Consider the following 14,526-nt stretch of genomic DNA (forward strand, 5'->3'; position numbering starts at 1 on the left):
GCTACGCCTTGATGTTATCGATCAGCCGGGTCGTTCCGATTTTCGCGGCCACCAGCAGCCGCACCGGTCCATCGTCAAACGATGAAACCGGTGCGAGCGTTTCCGCGTGCCGCGCCTCGAGATAGTCGAGCGCAAAGCCGGCCTGACGAATGAGATCGGCGCCGTCGGACAGCGCTGCCTTGAAGCTGTCACCGTCCCGCATCCGCTTCGCCGTAGCCTTGAGTGTGCGAAACAGCACGGTCGCGGTGCTGCGCTGGTCGGGTGACAGGTAGACGTTGCGCGACGACATCGCGAGGCCGTCTCGTTCGCGGATGATCGCGCCGCCGATCACCTTCACCCCGAGATCGAGATCGCGCGCCATGCGCGTGACCACCTTGAGCTGCTGAAAATCCTTTTCGCCGAACAGCGCCATGTCCGGGCGCACCTGTGTGAACAGTTTGGCGACAACGGTGGCGACACCGCCGAAGAAATGCGGACGGAATTTATCCTCGAGCCCCGCCAGTGCCGGGCCTTCCGGCGCAACTCTGGTTGCGAAGCCGTCCGGATACATCGTCTTCACATCCGGATTCCAGATCAGATCGACACCCTCTGCCTTGAGACGCGCGAGGTCTTCCTTCCATGTGCGCGGATAGGAGCCGAGATCTTCATGCGCCGCGAACTGCGTGGGGTTCACGAAGATCGACACGGCGACCTTCTGTGCACGGCGTTTGGCAAGACGAACCAGCGACACATGGCCGTCATGGAGCGCACCCATGGTCGGCACGAGGGCGAGAGTCGCATTGCGTTTGCCGAGCTCGGCGCGCGCGCGATGAAGGGATGAAAGCGAACGTGCGATGATGGGGGAGCGGGTCATTCGTGCCGATGTCTGGAAGCGGGTGATCGGGGCGCAGTCTTAACAAAGCTGGCGGTGCGAGCCAACGACCACCGGTAGCCCACGCCCGGACCCGCCGATTCATCATGAAGTAGGGTCCATTCGAATTTTACTTGATTCTTTCTGGACTTGGCCGAAGATATCCACAGGGGTTCACGTATGCTTTTGCAGACGAGTCAGGGGCAATCCGGGTCGGCGCATGTCGTCGTGCTGGGCAACGAGAAGGGCGGGTCGGGGAAGTCCACCACGGCGCTTCACGTCGCCGTTGCCTTGCTCAAGGCCGGGCAGCGCGTTGCCACCATCGATCTCGACTCCCGTCAGAAGAGTTTCACCCGCTACATCGAGAATCGCCGGGCGTGGGCCCAGCGCACGGGCCTGTCCCTCGAACTGCCGCACCACTGCTGCGTTGCCCTGGGCTCCAGCATGCAGATCGGCGAGAACGAGATGTCGGAGTTCGAGCAGTTCGCCGCCGCGGTCAGCGCGGTGGAGCGGACCTACGATTTCATCGTCATCGATACGCCGGGGACCGACAGCTACCTGATGCGTCTGGCACACTCGATGGCCGATACGCTGGTCACGCCAATCAACGACAGTTTCCTCGATTTCGACGTTCTTGGTTCGGTTGATCCGGCGACCTATTCCGTGATCGGCGAAAGCCACTACGCAACCATGGTGAAGGTTGCGCGCAAGCAGCGCCGCGACCTCGACGGCGCCAGCACCGACTGGATCGTTGTCCGGAACCGGTTGTCGATGCTTGGATCGCGCAACAAGCAACTGATCGCGGAGGGGCTCGACCAGCTCTCGTTCCGATTGGGTTTCAGACCGGTCGACGGCTTCGCCGAACGCGTGGTCTATCGCGAGTTCTTCCCGCGCGGCCTGACCGCACTCGACGATCTGGATGAGGCGACCCTGGGCACCCGCCCGAACATGGCCCATGTGACCGCCCGGGAGGAGGTGACCGGCCTGTTGCGCCACCTGAAGCTTCCGATCGACGAGCGAGGCCGCCGCCGGGCCGCGACCCGTGCCGAATGGTTCGCCCAGGTGGACCGTCCGCTGGAAAATCACGGGCTTACAGCCTAATTTCGAGGCGTTGCGCCCGGTTTCGCAGCGGTTCCCAGTTCTCGGTTCCGCCGCCCAGGCTCAAATTGTTGATCTAGGCCAAGAACTTTTCAGCCAATTCGTGCTTGGTTATTCATGACCCGTAGACGAAAGCACGCATCCAGGTGCCATTGGCATGTTTGATGCATTGCACAATTTACTGGTCTAGGTCAGACACATGACGGGAAATTAAGTTGGTTTGTCGCTAGTCTGTCATCATCTATCTAGACAAGTGCGAAGGATTCTAAAACACTGTGTTGTGAAGGGCAGTCTGGACCAGGATTCCGGCTGATACCTGACAGGTTCGAGGACGAGATGAAGCGCGGAATTTTCATCCTGCTTGGTCTGTTTGCGATCGTGGTCGTCGCATACTTCACCGCGAGCAAATGGGCGATCCGTCACGAGACGCTGACGTTCTACGATGCTGCGCGTAACCGCCAGATCGACGTCGCGATTGCCGTGCGCCGGGACAAGGAGATGCAGGCAAATGCCGGCATGCTGACCTTGCCAGTCGCCGTCGTTAATCACGGCAATACCGTCAAGTTCACCGAGTATTCCTTCCTTGCCAACGTGCTCGCCGCCCGCGGGTATTTCGTGACGAGCATTCAACACGATCTGGCCGGCGATGCGCCCTTGGTCACCAAGGTGGGCGAGTTGTATGTCGGCCGCCTGCCGGTCTATCAGCGCGGCGTGGCGAACATCGAATTCATTGTCGATCAGATGCGGAAGATTCAGCCTAACGCGAATTACGATCAGCTTACGCTGGTTGGACATTCGAACGGTGGCGACATCTCGATGTATTTCGCCAAGATGCATCCGGATAACGTGAAGAAGATTGTCACGCTCGACAATCTTCGCGTGCCGTTCCTGACCGAAGGCAAATTCAAGATTCTCTCGTTCCGTTCGAAGGATCCGGTGTTCAAGGCCGACCCTGGCGTCGTGCCTGATGACGATACGTGCGAGCAGTCTGGTATCACTGTGGTCAACACAGGTTTCCAGCATACCGACATGAGCGATCGCGGACCTGACAATGTGAAGACATCGATTCAGGGTGTCCTCGACAAGTTCCTGGAAAACGAGAGCAAGCTTGGGCCGGTCGATACGACCAAGAAGATCGCCGTGCCGAAGCCCGACTCCGTGGCGCAGGTCGCTCCTCCTATCAACTAACCGTCTGATCGCTCGGTTACCGATGCGCCGGGCTGCCCGGCGCGTCGCACGTTTGCGTGAAACAACACCTTCGCACGCGATTCCCGCTTGCTCTCGCCATATTCCATTGGTGGCATGACTTCTGCTTGGTTCGTTGCGTCTAAGTGGCAAGCGAGGTGAGAGTCATGGCCGTCAGCAACTCTTTTCAATCTCCCAGCCTGGTGCCGTCGGCGCGGGACCGGATCACTTCAGTCATCAGTGACGATGAATGCATGTCGCGTCTTGCGCGCGCCGTGGCTGAGCACGATGACCGGCGGCTCCGCGAAGTCGCGGAGCTCATCGGACGGCTTGCGGTGCCGATCGAGTAGGGCGGTCCTCAAGCGGTTTCCGGCCGGAGAATTGACCAACCGCTTCCCGCGCTCCACATAGGACTCGCACCCAACTGCGAGTTCCCATGACGCGCGATCCGACCATCCCGAAATCCGGCGAGCAGCCCCTTACAGGGCGTAATCGCACGGATGCGCAGACATCGGCGTCGGCGGACATCGCAGCGTTTGTTGCCAAGGCGCGCGCCATGACCCCCGGCAAGGCGGGCACGGGCCGGCTTATCTTTGCGCTGGACGCGACCATGAGCCGCCAGCCGACATGGGACATGGCGTGCCAGCTTCAGGCCGACATGTTCCGCGAGGCCGGCAGCATTGGCGGGCTCTCCGTTCGCCTCGTCTACTATCGCGGCCTGAGCGAATGCCGTGCGAGTCCGTGGATCTCGGACACGGCGCATCTCGCGAGACTCATGAGCAAGATCGACTGCCAGGGTGGACAGACCCAGCTTGGCCGCGTGCTGGCGGATGCTCGGCGCGAGGCTGTGGCCTCTGGTGTGCGAGCCATCGTGTTCGTGGGCGATGCGATGGAAGAAAACGTCGATGCGCTGTGCGCCACTGCCGGTGAACTCGGCTTGCTCAAGGTGCCGTGCTTCATGTTTCAGGAAGGCAACGATCCGGCGGCGGAGGCGGCGTTCCGTGAGATCGCGCGGCTGACGGGCGGGGCGTGGTGCCGCTTCGATATGGGCTCGGCGGCGCAATTGCGCGAACTTCTCCGTGCGGCGGCAGCCTATGCCGCGGGCGGCCGGGACGCTCTGATGAGGCTGGCGAAGAATACCTCGGGCGCTGCGGCCCTGCTCGGGCAAATGAAGTAGGCCCGCGAAGGCGCGGCGTTATTTCGCAATATGTCGGCTTAACAAATCCCGATATCACCATAGATCAGGTATGCGTGTCGGTGGCACACACTGCTGCCGAGAGATTTGCAAGGATGATCAAAGGCCCATGCCAACCCTGATCGCAGGCATCGTTGCCGTCGCGCTGCTTTATGTGGCGCTGAACATCATCAAGGGCGCCGATCCGAAATGGCTCGCGAAAATCATCCGCGGCGGCGGCGGCGTGGTGACGTTGGCCGCTGCCCTGTTCATTGGGGCTCGAGGCGAACTCGCAGTGGCGATCCCGCTTGGCATTTTCGGCGCGGGTCTGCTCGGCTGGTCGCCGTTCGGTGCGCAACTCGGTTCGGCCTGGGGCAACTATGGCCCCGGCGCGTGGAAATCACAGGGGCAGAAGTCCCAGGTAAGGTCCCAGTTTATAGAGATGACGCTCGACCACGACACCGGAGCGCTTGAGGGGCTGATTACTGCCGGACCCGAAGCGGGGCGTGTACTGGACGAGTTCACGCTCGACGAACTCATTGCTCTTGCGCGAGGGTTCGACGCCGAGAGCTGGGCGCTTCTGGAAAGCTATCTGGACCGCCGGTTTCCCGCCTGGCGTGAGCACGCGCAGGGCGAGGGGGCAGGCCGGGGTGGAAGCGAGGATCGCCGCGCGGCGCCGGGTGGAAAAATGACGGCGGAGGAGGCCTATCAGATCCTTGGCCTGAAGCCGGGTGCGGGGCGTGACGAAATCAGCCGGGCTCATCGTGGGCTGATGAAGAAACTGCATCCCGACCAGGGGGGCTCGACGTACCTCGCTGCCCGTGTGAACGAAGCCAAGGACACTCTTCTTCGCAATCATCGCTGACTCCAGCACGCAACATCACGCTACAAACTGCGAGCAGCCGTCTTCTCTGATTGAAATGCCCCTGCGGACGCCCGCCGTTGTCCGGCGTGATCAATCCTGCAATTAAGGTTTTAGAGACCAAATCTTGAAAAATGGTTGCGTGCGCGCGCGGCGACAAAAGAAAAAGCCCGCGACAGCATCGCGGGCTTTTTTGTTTCGGTTTTCGGATCGCAGGCCGTGATCAGTTCCTGATGGCGATGCAGGAAATATCGGAACGCTTCAGCGTGCGGCATGCAGCCTCGGCGGAGTCCTGATTGAGGCCGGCGAAGCGAGCGCGATAGAGCGTCTTGTTGCCCTTCGACACGGTCTCGGTGAAGGGATCGGCGTCGCTCAGCAGTCTGCTGGCTGTGCCGCGCGCCGCGTCGAGACGCTGACGGGCTTCGCTTTCAGTTTCGAGCGCGCCGACTTGAATGATCCATCCCGAGCGCGCCACGGTCTTGATCGCGCCGTTGTGCTGAGCGGTCTGGGTCGGCTGCGCCGGCGGCAAGGCGGCCTGCTGGACGGGCTGCGGAGCAGGCTGCTGCTGCGGAGCCGTGGAAGTCTGGAGAGCGACGGCTTGCGCGCCGAGTGTGGTAGGCGGTGCGCCGCGTCCGGGATCGGCATAGGCCATCGTCTGGGCATGCGGTGTCGATGACGACGGGGCAGGGGCGGAGCCGATAATCCCCTGACCGATCCCGTTGCTGGTGTTGGGCTGGGCGGGAAGCGGTGCCGGGAAGTCGCTGCGCGTCTGGTTGTAGGCGACTGGCCAGGGCTCGGCCCGGCGATCGGCCCTCGATTCAGCCCTGGATTCAGCCTTGGGCTCGACCCTGGTTTCCACCTTGGTTTCGGCCTTGGCGACGACGGTCTTCGAGGTCTCTGCGACTTCCGTCTTCTGCGGTGCCGGAATAGCGCTGGTGGCAACCGGAGCAGGCGCGTTTGGCGCTGCGGACGCAACCTTGGTTTGACCCATGCGAACCTGAACCGTCTTGACGCGAACGGGAGTCATCGGCTCGGCGGAGCCGGGAATGGCTGCGAGAGCCTGCGAGGAGATCACGCCGCTGGTAAGGGGAGCCGGTGCCGGCTTGTCCTGAGTTTCAGCCGCGACCTTGGCAGGTGCTGCTGCCGGGGCGCGCGGCGCGGGAAGTGGAACAGGTTCCGGCGGAGCGGATGCAACCTTGATCGCGCCTTGCACCTGAACAGCCGCGGCGGGCTTGGACTTGGTCTCAACCTCATCGTTGTCGTCGGCGCTCGCGACCCTGGTGTCGCCGCGTTCGGTGATGGCGGCAACGGTGCGGCGGGTCGAGGCCTCGTCGAGGTTTTCGGCGAGCAGGTTGCGCATGATTGCGTCGCGCGAACCGCCGCTGCGTCCGCCCATCACTACGCCGACCAGATAGCGATTGCCGCGCTTCATCGAGGTCACGAGGTTAAAGCCGGAGGCGCGGGTATAGCCGGTCTTGATGCCGTCGACGCCTTCGACGCGGCCGAGCAGCTTGTTGTGATTGCGGATCGAGCGGCCCTTGTAGTTGAACGCTTCAGTGGCGAAGTAGCGATAGTATTTCGGGAAGCGATCCTGAATGGCACGGCCAAGCGTGGCCTGATCGCGAGCGGTAGTGACCTGTTCGCTATCCGGAAGACCCGACGCGTTCTTGTAAACCGTCTTGCTCATGCCGAGCGCGCGCGCCTTGCGCGTCATCGCCTTGGCGAAGTCGTCTTCGTCGCCGGCAATCGCTTCGGCGATCACAACGGCGGCGTCGTTGGCGGAGCGGGTCACGAGACCCTTGATGGCGTCTTCGACGCGAAGTGTCTGACCGGGACGCAGGCCCAGCTTGGTCGGCGCCTGCTGCGAAGCGTGGGCTGACACGTCCATCATCGTATCGAGCTTCATCTTGCCGCTCTCCAGCCGTTCGAACAGCATGTAGAGCGTCATGATCTTGGTGAGCGAGGCGGGATGGCGCAGGCTGTCGGCGCTGGTGGCCTGAAGCGTGCTACCGGAATTGGCGTCGACGATGATGGAAGAGAACGCGGGGCTGTAGCTGGATACGGCTGCGTGGCTGCGGTGCCTGTGACGCCGCCGGGCGTCGGCAGTGTCGATCGTAAAGGTGACGGCCACGGAGACGGTGGCGACGCCGAGAAGGCAAAGACCAAGCGTGCGCAGTGACGCTGACGATTTGACCCCAAGCATGAATATCCCCGTCCGATTCCCAGTTTATTCGCCTCGTTCTGAGGCCAAATTTGGTCCGGCCGTAGCCCAATTCGGGAAGCTGGGCCGTCCATGCGAAGCGGCGGCTCGTGAGGCCGGCGCCGGATGTCGCCCATCCAGGCTAAGGCATTGGAACCGCGCCGCTTTTCGAATTCATCGCGAAACGCGAAAAGCGCAGGGAATCAAAGTAGGTGGCCACGGTTTCAAAAGGGTTAAGCAAGCGTTTCCGCGATGCTGCGGTTTTGTCTCGGATTTAAGACGTTTGTGCGACGCACAAGATTCTTGACTTCTATTGTGCGTTGCAGTACCACTAAAGTCGTGGTTAGGGAGCCGGGTACCTCCCGGCAGGTCAGGTCATCAGTCTGGGAAAAGGACACTCTGTAATGGTCAAGGTTGAAGAATTTCAGCAGTTCGGCAAAGAGCAGTTCGACGCAGCGGTTGCATCCGCCAACACCTTCTCGAGCGGCCTTCAGTCGATTGCCACCGCTTACGGCGACTACGCCAAGAAGTCGTTCGAAGACACCAAGACCTTCGTTGAGAAGCTGTCGGGCGTGAAGTCGATCGAAAAGGCCATCGAGCTTCAGACCGAATACGCCAAGACCTCGTACGAAACGTTCGTTGCTGAGTCGCAGAAGATCGGCGAACTCTACACCGATCTCGCCAAGCAGGCGTTCAAGCCTTTCGAAGGCATCGTCGCGAAGGTTTCGGCGACCACTCACTAATTTTACGGTTCTCTACCAAGAGAAAAGCCCGGCTTTGCAGCCGGGCTTTTTTATTGTCGCGATTTGTTTTGCTTACTTCGCGATGCGCAGTTTCGAGAGCGCGGTGCCGATCGAACTGAACGCCGTATTGATGCCGCTGGCGCTGGTCGTCGAGAAGTAGGTGCTGCTGCTGCTCGCGCAGTACGACATCACGCTCGATGTGGCATCGTTGGCCGTGTTCACCTGAATCGTATAGATCTGGATGCCGCTGGCCTTAGCGTTGTCGCACAGCAGTCTCTGGCGGGCATCGATCGACGACTGACTCGAACTGAAGCGGTTCTGGGTGTTGTCGCCGTCCGAGAGCAGAATGACGACCTTCGTATACTTGAAGTTGGAGTCTTCAGCCGGCGCGTTCAGCGGCGCCTGTTGAAGCAGCGAGATCCAGCCCCATGCCATGCCGATGGCCTGGTTGGTGTTACCGTCGGGCTGCATCGCGTCGACCTTGTCCTTGAGCGCAGTCCAGTCGTAGGTGAGAGGAAGAATCTCGGCCGGGCAATCCGGATAGTTCTCCGCCGGAAACTGGGTGGCGCGATCCGTCATATTGGTTGCGGTCGCGGTCGTGTTGTAGGGCGCGGTGCTCAGCGTGTCGTAGCTCTGGTCGCGATCCGAAACGCAGCCGGTCCAGTTGTTCTTCTTCGTCGAGGTCCAGTTGCCGCTGGCGCTGTTACAGTCGCTCTGCGTCATGAAGCCGAGGGCGCCGCCCCACCAGTTGGTGCACTGGCCGAGGTCCCATCGCAGCCAGTTGGCGTTCTTGTTGCCTGTTCCGACGTTGACGTCTTTCGCGAACGGAATAATTGAGATGTAAACGTCGCCGTCGGTCTTCGCGGCCGTCTTCAAGGTATCGATCAGGTTCTTGGCTGCTGTTTTCAGGGCATCCATCTTGCCTGCGCTCGCCATCGATCCGGTGTTATCGAGCGCCAGCGCCACGCGCAGCTTGGTGGTGCCCCAGACTGTGGTTGAACTTGCGCCGAAGTCGAGCTTGGGAAGACCGACCATTTTCATGAAATCGGTGTCCATCGAGCCGGAGCCGGTCAGAACGACCTTCGAGCCCTGGGCCGTGCTGCTGGTGTAGACCGCAGTCACGGTAATGTTCTGCGCTTCGGGATGCTTGAAGAGCGCGTTGAAATAAGCCTGCGCTTTCTGGTTGATCTGGGCCGTGGTCAGGCTGGTCGCGTCCTTGGAAATCATCAGGGCCGCGGTATCGAGCGCCGACTGCATGGCGGTGCGGGCGTTGTTGACGCGGGCGTAGTCGACGGCCGCGCCGACGAAGCCCAGGAGCGGGACGATTGCGATGGCGAACAGGACGGCCACGTTGCCGCTTTCCGCTCGGCGGAAGCGGGCGAGTGATCCGCGGACCCGACTGAAAATCGATGCATCGTTCATGGCGTCACCAGAAGAGTAAGGTTCTGGGATGCGGGATAGGCCGGAGGCGTGAAGAGGTAGTAAAATGCTGCGGTGAATAACGGGTACACCTGAGGACAAGCCCGTCTGCGGTGCCTGTGTTGCGGGTTCATGGTGAAGGCCGGATTTCGCACTTCGTTCGAATTTTATCGATTCGCCCACCGGATCAGCGGCATCTGAGGTACGGGAACGCTTGAAAATGGATGCAATGTTCATGGCGGCCACCAAAAATGGATCCTGCCATGTCGTAGAAGCCGGCGATGAAGGGGCGGTAAAAGTTGACGCCAATCTACGTAAAATGCCTCACAAAGCGGCTTGTTCCGGCTTCAATCCGGATACATCCTCAACACCGTCTCAATCCGCCACGACGAAATTGACGTGAATTTCGGGCACTTGCATTAACCACAGGCGGTGGTTGCACTGCCGTGGTGCTGTCTGCCGGACACGGTTTCAGCCGGTAACGGTATGCTTGCGGGCGGGCGCACGGCGACCCATATTGTTAATGTGATCAAAAGGCGCTTTGCCTCGGGCAGGGGCGCCGTTTTGTGGGGATTTCGAACTTTCAGGCCATGCTGCACGTGTCTTCATACCAGGAACCAGTCCCGGCACCCGAGGTGTCCGGTGAACGAACCACCTTCTTTGGCCTGCGCATGAGCAAGGACGAGAACGACGGCAGCGGGCGGGGCAGCGGTCCAGGCACGTCTGTCATTACCAAGGTCAAGCCGAAGACCAAGCGACCGAACCTCTATCGCGTCCTGATCCTGAACGACGACTACACCCCGATGGAGTTCGTTGTTCATGTTCTAGAGAAGTTCTTCAACAAGGACGTTGAAGCCGCCACTACGATCATGTTGCATGTGCATCATCACGGCATCGGCGAATGTGGCGTTTTTACCTACGAAATCGCTGAAACCAAGGTGACGCAGGTGATGGACTTTGCGCGAAAACATCAGCATCCTTTGCAATGCGTGATGGAAAAGAAGTAGCATTTGAGTCTCGTTCGTTTTGTGGGAACCGGACGAGATGATGAGGACGCGAACAGGTTGCAGGAACTGATCAAGCCGGGACCGGACGACAAACGATCGAATGAAATGGCGGGGGCCATAAGGGACGCGAATGCCGACTTTCTCTCAGAGCCTTGAACAATCCCTGCACCGTGCGCTTGCCATCGCAAACGAGCGGCACCATCAGTATGCGACGCTCGAACATCTGCTGCTCTCGCTGATCGACGACTCGGACGCTGCCGCCGTGATGCGCGCATGCAGCGTCGATCTCGACAAGCTGCGCGGCAGCCTGGTCAATTACCTCGAAACCGAATTTGAAAATCTGGTTGCGGAAGGCTCCGACGACGCCAAGCCGACGGCCGGGTTCCAGCGCGTGGTGCAACGCGCCGTCATTCATGTGCAGTCATCCGGCCGCGAGGAGGTCACCGGCGCCAATGTGCTGATCGCGATCTTCGCGGAGCGCGAAAGCCATGCCGCGTACTTCCTGCAGGAGCAGGACATGACGCGCTATGACGCGGTGAACTACATCAGCCATGGCATTGCCAAGCGCCCCGGCGTGTCCGAGGCGCGGCCGGTGCGCGGCGTCGACGAGGAAGCCGACGCCAAAGGCAACGACGACTCCAAGAAGAAGGGGGAGGCGCTCGAGACCTATTGCGTCAACCTCAACAAGAAGGCGCGCGACGGAAAGATCGATCCCGTCATCGGCCGCAACGCCGAGATCAACCGCGCCATTCAGGTGCTGTGCCGCCGCCAGAAGAACAATCCGCTGTTTGTCGGCGAAGCCGGTGTCGGCAAGACCGCGATCGCTGAAGGTCTCGCCAAGCGCATTGTCGACAGCGAAGTGCCGGAAGTGCTGGCCGCTGCGACCGTGTTCTCGCTCGACATGGGCACGCTGCTTGCGGGCACGCGCTATCGCGGCGATTTTGAGGAACGCCTCAAGCAGGTCATCAAGGAACTGGAAGCGCATCCCAATGCGATCCTGTTCATCGACGAAATCCACACCGTGATCGGCGCCGGGGCGACCTCGGGCGGCGCGATGGATGCGTCCAACCTGCTGAAGCCGGCGCTGGCGTCGGGCACGATCCGCTGCATGGGATCGACCACGTACAAGGAATATCGTCAGCACTTCGAGAAGGACCGCGCACTGGTGCGCCGGTTCCAGAAGATCGACGTCAACGAACCGACGGTCGAAGACGCGATCGGCATCCTCAAGGGCCTCAAGCCTTACTTCGAGGACTACCACAAGCTGAAGTACACCAACGACGCCATCGAGGCGGCGGTGAACCTCTCGGCGCGCTACATCCATGACCGCAAGCTGCCGGACAAGGCGATCGACGTGATCGACGAGTCGGGTGCGGCGCAGATGCTGGTGCCGGAGAACAAGCGCAAGAAGACCATCGGCATCAAGGAAATCGAGACGACCATCGCGACGATGGCGCGGATTCCGCCGAAGTCGGTGTCGAAGGACGACGCCGAAGTGCTCAAGCATCTCGAGACGACGCTCAAGCGCACGGTGTTCGGTCAGGACAAGGCGATCGAGGCGCTGGCCGCGTCGATCAAGCTCGCCCGCGCGGGCCTTCGCGAGCCGGAGAAGCCGATCGGCTCCTACCTGTTCTCGGGTCCGACCGGTGTCGGCAAGACCGAAGTTGCCAAGCAACTGGCGGCGTCGCTCGGCGTCGAGCTGATCCGCTTCGACATGTCGGAGTACATGGAGCGGCATACGGTGTCGCGCCTGATCGGCGCGCCTCCGGGCTATGTCGGTTTCGATCAGGGCGGCCTGTTGACCGATGGCGTGGACCAGCATCCGCACTGCGTGGTGCTGCTCGACGAAATCGAGAAGGCGCATCCGGATCTCTACAACGTGCTGTTGCAGATCATGGATCACGGCAGGCTGACCGATCACAACGGCAAGCAGGTCAACTTCCGCAACGTCATTCTCATCATGACGACGAATGCTGGCGCGGCCGACCTTGCACGTCAGGCGTTCGGCTTCACGCGCAACAAGCGGGAAGGCGACGATCAGGAAGCGATCAACCGGCAGTTCGCGCCGGAGTTCCGCAACCGTCTCGATGCCATCGTGTCATTCGCGCATCTGAACACCGATGTGATCGGCATGGTGGTCGAGAAGTTCGTGCTTCAGCTCGAAGCGCAGCTCGCGGATCGCGATGTGACCATCGAACTGTCGGAGCCTGCGAAGGCCTGGCTGATCGAGCATGGCTATGACGAGCAGATGGGCGCGCGGCCAATGGCCCGCATCATTCAGGAGCACGTCAAGAAGCCGCTGGCGGACGAGGTGCTGTTCGGCAAGCTGAAGGGCGGCGGCCATGTCCGCGTTATCCTGGTGAAGGACGAGCAGGGTACCGACAAGATCGGTTTCGAGTTCGTCGAAGGACCGGTCACGCCGAAGCCTGAGAAGTTGCCCGGATCGCGCAAGCGTTCCACGCCGCGCAAACCCAAGGGCGGGGATGGCCCGAAGGGTCCGGCCAAGCCGCTGATGAAGGTCTGAGGCGAAGCACAACAGAACAACGAAAACCCGGCGGTCTCACGATCGCCGGGTTTTTGCTATCCTGATCCGTATCCCGACATTCTCGGCTGTGTGCTCTGGAAATGAAACGGCGAAACCCGGATAGGTGGTTCGCGGCTGGTGTTGTGACCATAACGCTGGCGATGACCACTCTTGCGCGCGGCGATGAGCCGGATCCATCGGCGCCGCCGATGCCCGCTGCTGCCACGGCCAGGGATGGCAACGCGCGCGAGGCGATGTGCCTGATGATCGAATCTGCCGCGTCCGCGCACGGCCTGCCTCTGGAATTCTTCGCCCGCGTGATCTGGCAGGAGAGCCGGTTTCAGCCTGATGCGGTGGGACCGGTGACACGGAGCGGCCAGCGCGCGCAGGGCGTCGCGCAATTCATGCCGGGCACGGCCAGCGAGCGGCGGCTGCTCGATCCGTTTGATCCGGTGCAGGCGCTGCCGAAGTCCGCCGAATTCCTGCAGGAGCTGCGCGAACAGTTCGGCAATCTCGGGCTCGCAGCGGCCGCCTACAATGCGGGGCCGCGGCGGGTGCAGGAATGGCTCGCCGGCACCGGCTACATGCCGTCCGAGACCCGCAACTACGTCTATGCCATCACCGGGACGCCTGTGGACGACTGGGCTGCGGCCGGCAAGAGCGGCGCGATCAAGGATCGCACGCCGCCCGCCGGCTGCCGCGAACTCATGGCGCTGTTGCAGCGCGCGCCGAACCCGTTCGTCACCGAGCTTGCGCAGCGCGTGAAGCTGGGCGCGGCGATGCCGTGGGGTGTACAGCTTGCTGCGGGTTTCTCGCGTGACAAGGCGCTGGCGATGTACGCCCGTTCCATGAAGCGACTGAGCGCAGTCATCGGCGATCGCGATCCGAGCCTTCTCAGTTCGATTTTCCGCAACCGCGGGACACGTCCGTTCTATCAGGTGCGCGTCGGCGCTGACACGCGCGCTGCCGCCAATGAGTTGTGCGATCGCATCAGGCGGGCAGGACAGGCGTGCATCGTGTTGAAGAACGCGGAGCAGCATGGTTAACCGCTGCGGGCGCTGAGCGCGGACGAAATTCAGGAAATCTCTTGCGACGGTTAACGCAGCAGCCAAATCGCATGCAAAAAGAAACCCAATATTTGCAGGCATAACTTGAGTTCGCGCGCGAGATTTTATCCTCAACAGAATGCTAACGCGATGCGGGCATTTTTCGCTTAAGTTTTGCGAAACCGTTTTCCAATCATCTGACCGGGGGCAGCGAAACCGTTTCGCCGCAGTCTGTGAGGAGGCCGTCGTGCTGACGTTCGGAATTATCGGTATTGCATTTGCAACCTTGTGCGTTCTCGGTTCGCTGTCGTCATCCGCGCGCGAGCCGTCGATCTGATTTTGGATCTGATTTTGACCCGCCCTTTGCGGTGAATGTTCTCGGCGCGCACCGATAGCGATGCGCGCCCCGCAAGCTGTG

General features: G+C 61.2%; 13 protein-coding genes. 10 read left to right on the forward strand and 3 right to left on the reverse strand.

What is annotated here, in order from left to right:
• Nucleotide 1: 1 nt before the first annotated feature.
• Complete coding sequence (gene panC, locus I554_RS0104195; RefSeq protein ID WP_024575093.1) at nucleotides 2–853, reverse strand: pantoate--beta-alanine ligase; 852 nt, start codon at nucleotides 851–853, stop codon at nucleotides 2–4.
• 177 nt (nucleotides 854–1,030) lie between these two features.
• Between panC and I554_RS0104200 the strand changes: the two genes are divergently transcribed.
• From I554_RS0104200 to I554_RS0104220, 5 genes are all read left to right on the forward strand, one after another.
• Nucleotides 1,031–1,951, forward strand: a complete 921-nt coding sequence (locus tag I554_RS0104200) for a division plane positioning ATPase MipZ (RefSeq protein WP_024575094.1) — start codon at nucleotides 1,031–1,033, stop codon at nucleotides 1,949–1,951.
• A gap of 333 nt (nucleotides 1,952–2,284) precedes the next feature.
• Nucleotides 2,285–3,136 carry an alpha/beta fold hydrolase gene (locus I554_RS0104205; RefSeq protein ID WP_024575095.1) on the forward strand — a complete coding sequence of 284 codons (852 nt, stop codon included), beginning with the start codon at nucleotides 2,285–2,287 and terminating at the stop codon, nucleotides 3,134–3,136.
• Between the two features lie 164 nt (nucleotides 3,137–3,300).
• Nucleotides 3,301–3,483, forward strand: a complete 183-nt coding sequence (locus I554_RS0104210) for a hypothetical protein (protein ID WP_029659806.1) — start codon at nucleotides 3,301–3,303, stop codon at nucleotides 3,481–3,483.
• 86 nt (nucleotides 3,484–3,569) lie between these two features.
• The gene (locus tag I554_RS0104215; RefSeq protein ID WP_024575097.1) at nucleotides 3,570–4,310 is read left to right on the forward strand and encodes a hypothetical protein; all 741 of its coding nucleotides are present in this window, start codon (nucleotides 3,570–3,572) and stop codon (nucleotides 4,308–4,310) included.
• Nucleotides 4,311–4,437: 127 nt separating this feature from the next.
• The gene (locus I554_RS0104220; RefSeq protein ID WP_024575098.1) at nucleotides 4,438–5,172 is read left to right on the forward strand and encodes a DnaJ domain-containing protein; all 735 of its coding nucleotides are present in this window, start codon (nucleotides 4,438–4,440) and stop codon (nucleotides 5,170–5,172) included.
• A gap of 220 nt (nucleotides 5,173–5,392) precedes the next feature.
• On the opposite strand, the gene I554_RS0104230 is transcribed toward I554_RS0104220, so the two are convergent.
• Nucleotides 5,393–7,372, reverse strand: a complete 1,980-nt coding sequence (locus I554_RS0104230) for a serine hydrolase (RefSeq protein ID WP_024575099.1) — start codon at nucleotides 7,370–7,372, stop codon at nucleotides 5,393–5,395.
• A 401-nt stretch (nucleotides 7,373–7,773) separates the two neighbouring features.
• Between I554_RS0104230 and I554_RS0104235 the strand changes: the two genes are divergently transcribed.
• The gene (locus tag I554_RS0104235) at nucleotides 7,774–8,112 is read left to right on the forward strand and encodes a phasin family protein (RefSeq protein ID WP_006020947.1); all 339 of its coding nucleotides are present in this window, start codon (nucleotides 7,774–7,776) and stop codon (nucleotides 8,110–8,112) included.
• A gap of 72 nt (nucleotides 8,113–8,184) precedes the next feature.
• Here the strand turns inward: I554_RS0104235 and I554_RS0104240 are convergent, their stop codons facing one another.
• Nucleotides 8,185–9,534, reverse strand: a complete 1,350-nt coding sequence (locus I554_RS0104240; RefSeq protein WP_024575100.1) for a pilus assembly protein TadG-related protein — start codon at nucleotides 9,532–9,534, stop codon at nucleotides 8,185–8,187.
• Between the two features lie 217 nt (nucleotides 9,535–9,751).
• On the opposite strand from I554_RS0104240, the gene I554_RS26765 reads away from it, so the two are divergent.
• The 4 genes from I554_RS26765 to I554_RS0104255 all read left to right on the forward strand — a co-directional run bounded on the left by I554_RS26765 (nucleotide 9,752) and on the right by I554_RS0104255 (nucleotide 14,108).
• The gene (locus I554_RS26765; protein ID WP_152527731.1) at nucleotides 9,752–9,934 is read left to right on the forward strand and encodes a hypothetical protein; all 183 of its coding nucleotides are present in this window, start codon (nucleotides 9,752–9,754) and stop codon (nucleotides 9,932–9,934) included.
• Nucleotides 9,935–10,202: 268 nt separating this feature from the next.
• Entirely contained in the window at nucleotides 10,203–10,538 is a 336-nt protein-coding gene (gene clpS, locus I554_RS0104245; RefSeq protein ID WP_024575101.1) for an ATP-dependent Clp protease adapter ClpS, read from the forward strand.
• Between the two features lie 130 nt (nucleotides 10,539–10,668).
• Nucleotides 10,669–13,062, forward strand: a complete 2,394-nt coding sequence (gene clpA / locus I554_RS0104250; RefSeq protein ID WP_024575102.1) for an ATP-dependent Clp protease ATP-binding subunit ClpA — start codon at nucleotides 10,669–10,671, stop codon at nucleotides 13,060–13,062.
• A 209-nt stretch (nucleotides 13,063–13,271) separates the two neighbouring features.
• On the forward strand, nucleotides 13,272–14,108 hold the full coding sequence (locus I554_RS0104255) for a lytic transglycosylase domain-containing protein (protein ID WP_244432716.1): 837 nt from the start codon (nucleotides 13,272–13,274) through the stop codon (nucleotides 14,106–14,108).
• Nucleotides 14,109–14,526: the final 418 nt, after the last annotated feature.

It is taken from the genome of Afipia sp. OHSU_II-C1, from assembly GCF_000497575.1.
GTDB lineage: Bacteria > Pseudomonadota > Alphaproteobacteria > Rhizobiales > Xanthobacteraceae > Afipia.

Bases quoted from the DNA above. Each gene is read 5' to 3' on its own strand.
- clpS (WP_024575101.1), top strand. From the start codon at position 10,203: ATGAGCAAGGACGAGAACGACGGCAGCGGGCGGGGCAGCGGTCCAGGC.
- I554_RS0104215 (WP_024575097.1), top strand. From the start codon at position 3,570: ATGACGCGCGATCCGACCATCCCGAAATCCGGCGAGCAGCCCCTTACA.
- I554_RS0104240 (WP_024575100.1), bottom strand. From the start codon at position 9,534: ATGAACGATGCATCGATTTTCAGTCGGGTCCGCGGATCACTCGCCCGC.
- I554_RS0104255 (WP_244432716.1), top strand. From the start codon at position 13,272: ATGCCCGCTGCTGCCACGGCCAGGGATGGCAACGCGCGCGAGGCGATG.
- panC (WP_024575093.1), bottom strand. From the start codon at position 853: ATGACCCGCTCCCCCATCATCGCACGTTCGCTTTCATCCCTTCATCGC.
- I554_RS0104235 (WP_006020947.1), top strand. From the start codon at position 7,774: ATGGTCAAGGTTGAAGAATTTCAGCAGTTCGGCAAAGAGCAGTTCGAC.
- I554_RS0104210 (WP_029659806.1), top strand. From the start codon at position 3,301: ATGGCCGTCAGCAACTCTTTTCAATCTCCCAGCCTGGTGCCGTCGGCG.
- I554_RS0104200 (WP_024575094.1), top strand. From the start codon at position 1,031: ATGCTTTTGCAGACGAGTCAGGGGCAATCCGGGTCGGCGCATGTCGTC.
- I554_RS0104230 (WP_024575099.1), bottom strand. From the start codon at position 7,372: ATGCTTGGGGTCAAATCGTCAGCGTCACTGCGCACGCTTGGTCTTTGC.
- I554_RS0104220 (WP_024575098.1), top strand. From the start codon at position 4,438: ATGCCAACCCTGATCGCAGGCATCGTTGCCGTCGCGCTGCTTTATGTG.
- I554_RS0104205 (WP_024575095.1), top strand. From the start codon at position 2,285: ATGAAGCGCGGAATTTTCATCCTGCTTGGTCTGTTTGCGATCGTGGTC.
- clpA (WP_024575102.1), top strand. From the start codon at position 10,669: ATGCCGACTTTCTCTCAGAGCCTTGAACAATCCCTGCACCGTGCGCTT.
- I554_RS26765 (WP_152527731.1), top strand. From the start codon at position 9,752: ATGGATGCAATGTTCATGGCGGCCACCAAAAATGGATCCTGCCATGTC.